This window comes from Phocaeicola sp. (assembly GCF_048170425.1).
In the GTDB taxonomy this organism is placed as follows: domain Bacteria; phylum Bacteroidota; class Bacteroidia; order Bacteroidales; family Bacteroidaceae; genus Phocaeicola.
In genome coordinates this window covers 1-5238 of record NZ_DBEXBB010000205.1, presented here as the reverse complement: position 1 = coordinate 5238, position 5238 = coordinate 1, and the positions used below count along the sequence as shown (strand labels likewise).

Here is a 5238-nt window from a genome sequence, read left to right as displayed (position 1 = left end):
AGGAATATGCCAAGTTCGCAGATGCAAACCGAAACGTTATCCTCCAAACTGTGACATCTGAAAAAGAAAGGCTACAGAAAAATTTAAGTTTAGCAGAACAAATCTATAGCCAATCTATGGCACAACTTCAAGTACTACGTGGGAAACTACAAGAAGCAAAACCCGTATTTGCCGTAGTAGAGCCAGCCACAGTTCCACTCTCTCCTGTATCTCCTAAAAAGATAATGATTATTATAGCCTTTGCTTTTTTAGCTTTTGCATTTGAAGCGGCTTGGATTCTTTTTGGAAAAGATATATACTATGATTTCAAAAATGAATTAAGAAAAGAATAATTAAATTCCATGAAACTAAAAGCTATTTTATCCTTCCTTATATTATCTGGCAGTTTAGTACAAGCACAGACAGAAAACGCTTCTCTCACCTACCATGTAGAACTAGAAGCGACTACAGGAAACGGTACGTATGCCCCATTGTGGTTCACGGGAAACCGATATGGACTAGGCAGTACAAACTCCAATTCCGGATATTTACTAGCAGGGATTTCCTACAAAAAACAATTTCAACGTGGATGGCATATCGATGCAGGGCTGGATATGGCAGGTGGAATCCATCAGGCTCAGGATGTATTCATTCATCAGATATACGGTGATTTTTCCTGGAAGATGCTAACACTAAGTATTGGAAGTAAAGAACGACCAGGATTTCCTCTAGCCAAAAATACTGCCTTGAGCAGCGGAATGCTAGTAGAAGGTCCCAATACACAACCAATACCACAAATCAGGGGAGAAATAAAAGATTTTCTGAATATACCAGGTACCAAGGGTTGGCTAGCATTTAAAGGTCATATCGCATACGGATCATTTACAGACAACGGATGGCAAAAAGATTTTGTACAACCTGGAGAGTATTTCGTAAAAAATGTACTCTATCACAGCAAGTCACTCATGTTTCGGCTGGGAAACAAGGAGAAACTACCATTAGAATTTGAGTTTGGAATCCTGATGGCAACACAGTTTGGAGGAGACAGATACCAAAAACTGGAAGATGGCAGTACGGAGAAAGTACTGGACATGCCAGACAATCTAAAAGCATATTGGAAAGCCTTTCTTCCTCAGGCAGGAGGAAGTGATACACCTGGAGGTGAACAAGTTAATGTGGAAGGAAATATGCTGGGAAGTTGGAAATTCGCACTCAACTACTATTGGGGAAATTGGAAATTCCGAGCCTATCTAGAGCATTATTTTGAGGATACTTCGCAGATGTTTTGGGAATACGGACGCTGGAAGGATGGACAAATCGGTCTGGAAATAACTTTTCCTAAAAATCGCTGGATAACTTCCGCAGTATGGGAAGGACTTAGTACAAAAGAACAAACTGGTCCTCTATTATATGACAGTTTTTGGGGACAGTTTCCTGAATATCAAATCAGCGCCAATGATAATTATTACAACCATTACATCTATGGTGGATGGCAACATCAAGGAATGGGTATGGGCAATCCACTTTTACCTGGCCCCGCCTATAATGAAGACCACAGCATTTCATTTAAAAGTAACCGCGTAAGAGCACATCATCTAGGTATCAACGGACAACCTTCCTCAGAATGGGGATATCGCATACTGATTTCATTTGCCAGACACTGGGGCACATATGATAATCCTCTTGAACGACAGAAAAAACAATTCAGTTCACTCTATGAAGCCACCTATACACCGAAATGGGCAAAGGGATGGAGTGCCTCTGCCGCACTAGGAATAGACCGGGGTAATTATCTGGGAAATTCCACTGGAGGAATGCTAACTATCAGAAGAACAGGAATAATCTTTTAATTGAAGAGAATTTATGAAGAGAATTTTCTATATAGGATTTTGCATGGCCTTGTTGACCATAATATGCAATAGCTGTAAAAAAGAGTCCATCAACAGCGATATTGAAGGACATTGGCAGTTATTGGAATTCACGACCAAAGCCGATAAACAAGTACACCACTGTGAACGTATTTATTATAGTATCCAACTTTGGGTTGTAGAAGTTGCGGAGAAACAAGGTCCACAAGAATTAGCTTCTTTTCGGGGAAGATACAAATATGATGAAGCCTCTCGCACTATTGAAATGACAGAAATGAGTACGTATGCTTCCCCTGAGAATTCACGTCCCGCAGAGGTCTGGGAATTGAATCCTTACGGATTAAACAACGTAAATACAACATTCAATGTAATAGAATCAAACGGGAAATATATGACGTTAGAATCAGATTATGCCATACTAAAGTTCAAGAAATTTTAAAGTAAAAGACATTCAATCAACAGAAAAGCCTCGTCTGTCATTGTCAGTACGAGGCTTTTCTATATCTTTGTGGAGTAAAATTATGATTATTTATGGAAAGAAAAGTAGCACTAATCACAGGTATTACAGGACAGGACGGTTCATTCCTGTCAGAATTCTTATTGGAAAAAGGTTATGATGTACACGGTACAATTCGCCGTTCATCGGTTGACTTCCGCGAACGTATCGCGCATTTGGAAGGAAAACCCAACTTTCACTTGCACTATGCAGATTTGAGTGACTCAATGAGTATTTTGCAGGTAGTTAGTAAAGTACAGCCTACTGAGATTTATAATCTGGCTGCACAAAGTCATGTGCAGGTAAGTTTCGACTCTCCGGAATTCACAGCAAACGTGGATGCAACGGGCGTGCTTCGTGTATTGGAGGCTGTCCGTCTGTGCGGACTGAAAGACACATGCCGCATTTACCAGGCTTCTACTTCGGAACTTTACGGAAAAGTGGAGGAAGTACCACAGAATGAAAACACACCGTTCCATCCTTATAGCCCATATGCTGTAGCTAAATTGTATGGTTTTTGGATTGTGAAGGAATATCGTGAAGCTTACAACATGTATTGCTGCTCGGGTATTTTATTCAATCACGAATCAGAACGCCGTGGAGAGACATTTGTAACTCGTAAGATCACATTGGCCGCTGCCCGCATTGCACAAGGAAAACAAGAGAAGCTGTATTTGGGTAACCTGGATTCTTTACGTGACTGGGGATATGCCAAGGACTACGTAGAATGTATGTGGTTGATACTGCAACATGAAACGCCAGAAGATTTCGTCATTGCCACAGGTGTACAACACAGCGTACGTGAGTTCTGTTATCTGGCATTCAAGTATGCAGGTATCGAACTGGAATTCAAGGGTGAAGGTATCAACGAAAAGGGTTATGACAAAGCTACCGGAAAATGTCTGGTAGAAGTAAGCGAGGATTTCTACCGACCGACAGACGTAGTGAACCTCTGGGGTGACCCGACAAAGGCAAAGGCTAAGTTAGGCTGGAACCCGTCGAAGACAACCTTTGAAGAACTGGTAAAAATCATGGTGGATGCGGATATGGCGAAAGTGGCCGTAGAAAAGGCAGGAGAACAGATTCGCACAAACCTGGCAGAGTACCTGGAGAAGGGAATCGTGAAGTAATGAAGAATTAATAATGAAGAATGAGGATTATATGTTCTTTTGTTCTTCTGTCTCTGAAACAATAAATAATTAATTTGTCGAATATGGACAAATCAGCGAAGATATATGTAGCGGGACACCACGGACTGGTGGGTTCCGCTATCTGGAATAACCTGAAGGAAAGAGGTTATAATAACCTAGTAGGACGTTCGCACAAGGAACTGGATTTGCTGGACCCGATAGCGGTAAAGAAGTTCTTTGACGAGGAACAGCCGGATGCGGTGATTCTGGCTGCGGCACATGTGGGAGGTATCATGGCCAACCTGCAATACCGTGCGGACTTTATCTACCAAAACTTACAGATTCAGCAGAACGTAATTGGCGAAAGTTTTCGCCACGGAGTGAAAAAACTATTGTTCCTGGGAAGCACGTGTATTTATCCTCGTGAGGCTCCACAACCCATGAAGGAAGAGGTATTACTTACCTCCCCACTAGAATATACGAACGAACCATATGCCATCGCAAAAATTGCGGGACTGAAGATGTGCGAAAGTTTTAACCTGCAATATGGCACCAACTACATTGCCGTAATGCCGACTAATCTTTACGGGCCAAATGATAATTTCCATCTGGAGAACAGCCATGTGCTACCAGCCATGATCCGCAAAATTCATCTGGCAAAATGCCTGAATGAAGGAAACTGGGATGCAGTGTGCAAAGATATCAACCTGCGTCCGGTGGAAGGTGTGAACGGGAATAACACCCATCAGGAGATTTTGGAGAAACTGGCAAAGTTTGGAATTACTCCAGAAGCGGTCACACTTTGGGGAACAGGAAAACCAATGCGCGAATTTTTGTGGAGTGAAGAAATGGCAGATGCCAGTGTCCATGTATTGCTAAACGTAGATTTCAAACAGACGTACGACGCATCACGAAAGAATGCAGACGGCATCACGGAAATCCGCAACTGCCACATCAACGTGGGTACAGGAAAGGAAGTGTCAATCCGTGAGGTAGCTGAAAAGATCATGAAAGAAATCGACTTCAAAGGTGAACTCCGCTGGGATGCATCAAAACCGGACGGCACACTACGCAAACTGACGGACGTAAGCAAGTTACACAGCCTAGGGTGGCATCACAAAATAGAGATAGACGAAGGTATCCATCGCTTGTATGAATGGTACTTAAAGGGTATCTGTATCAACCACCAGACTGTATAATCTGAATGGAAGCAAAAAAGGAAATACATTGGTATGCTTTCTATGTAAGAATGCATCACGAAAAGAAAACAGCAGAGAAACTTCAAATGCTGAAGATTGTTCATTTTCTGCCGATACAGGAGGTAATACGCCAATGGAGCGACCGAAAAAAGAAAATCAAGCAAGTGGTGATTCCAATGCTGATTTTTATCCGTACTGACGAGAAAGGACGTATGGAACTATTACAAAACCTACCGTCACTGACGGGATGTCTGATAGACCCGGCGACTCGGCGACCTGCCATCATCCGAAACGAGGAAATGGAAAAGTTCAAGTTTATGCTGGATTTTTCGGACGAGACTATCCGGTTTCAAAGTGAACCATTGGTTCCAGGAGAAAAAGTGGAAGTCATTAAGGGAAGTTTGAAAGGCCTTCAAGGAGAACTGGTAGAACTGGAGGATCATTCACAGGTAATGATACGCATTGAGCATCTGGGCTATGCTACTGTAGAAATACCTGTGGGGTACGTAAAGAAATTATAGAAAAGAACAACAATAAAAAACGGCGGGAAATTGCTACATATAATT

Annotated in this window: 6 protein-coding genes; all 6 read left to right on the top strand. The window is 42.1% G+C overall.

What is annotated here, in order from left to right:
* The coding region (locus tag ACMJ0U_RS08150; protein WP_417129481.1) for a GNVR domain-containing protein at positions 1-332 on the top strand (332 nt) is incomplete at its 5' end.
* A gap of 9 nt (positions 333-341) precedes the next feature.
* A complete protein-coding gene (locus ACMJ0U_RS08145; protein WP_417129480.1) occupies positions 342-1829 on the top strand; it encodes a capsule assembly Wzi family protein in 1488 nt (495 codons plus the stop codon).
* Between the two features lie 13 nt (positions 1830-1842).
* The gene (locus ACMJ0U_RS08140) at positions 1843-2286 is read left to right on the top strand and encodes a lipocalin-like domain-containing protein (protein WP_417129479.1); all 444 of its coding nucleotides are present in this window, start codon (positions 1843-1845) and stop codon (positions 2284-2286) included.
* Between the two features lie 92 nt (positions 2287-2378).
* Positions 2379-3473: a GDP-mannose 4,6-dehydratase gene (gene gmd / locus ACMJ0U_RS08135; RefSeq protein ID WP_417129477.1), complete on the top strand. Its 1095-nt coding sequence runs from the start codon at positions 2379-2381 to the stop codon at positions 3471-3473.
* 83 nt (positions 3474-3556) lie between these two features.
* The gene (locus tag ACMJ0U_RS08130; RefSeq protein WP_417129476.1) at positions 3557-4672 is read left to right on the top strand and encodes a GDP-L-fucose synthase family protein; all 1116 of its coding nucleotides are present in this window, start codon (positions 3557-3559) and stop codon (positions 4670-4672) included.
* A 5-nt stretch (positions 4673-4677) separates the two neighbouring features.
* Positions 4678-5193, top strand: a complete 516-nt coding sequence (locus tag ACMJ0U_RS08125) for a UpxY family transcription antiterminator (protein ID WP_417129474.1) — start codon at positions 4678-4680, stop codon at positions 5191-5193.
* The last annotated feature ends 45 nt before the right edge of the window (positions 5194-5238 follow it).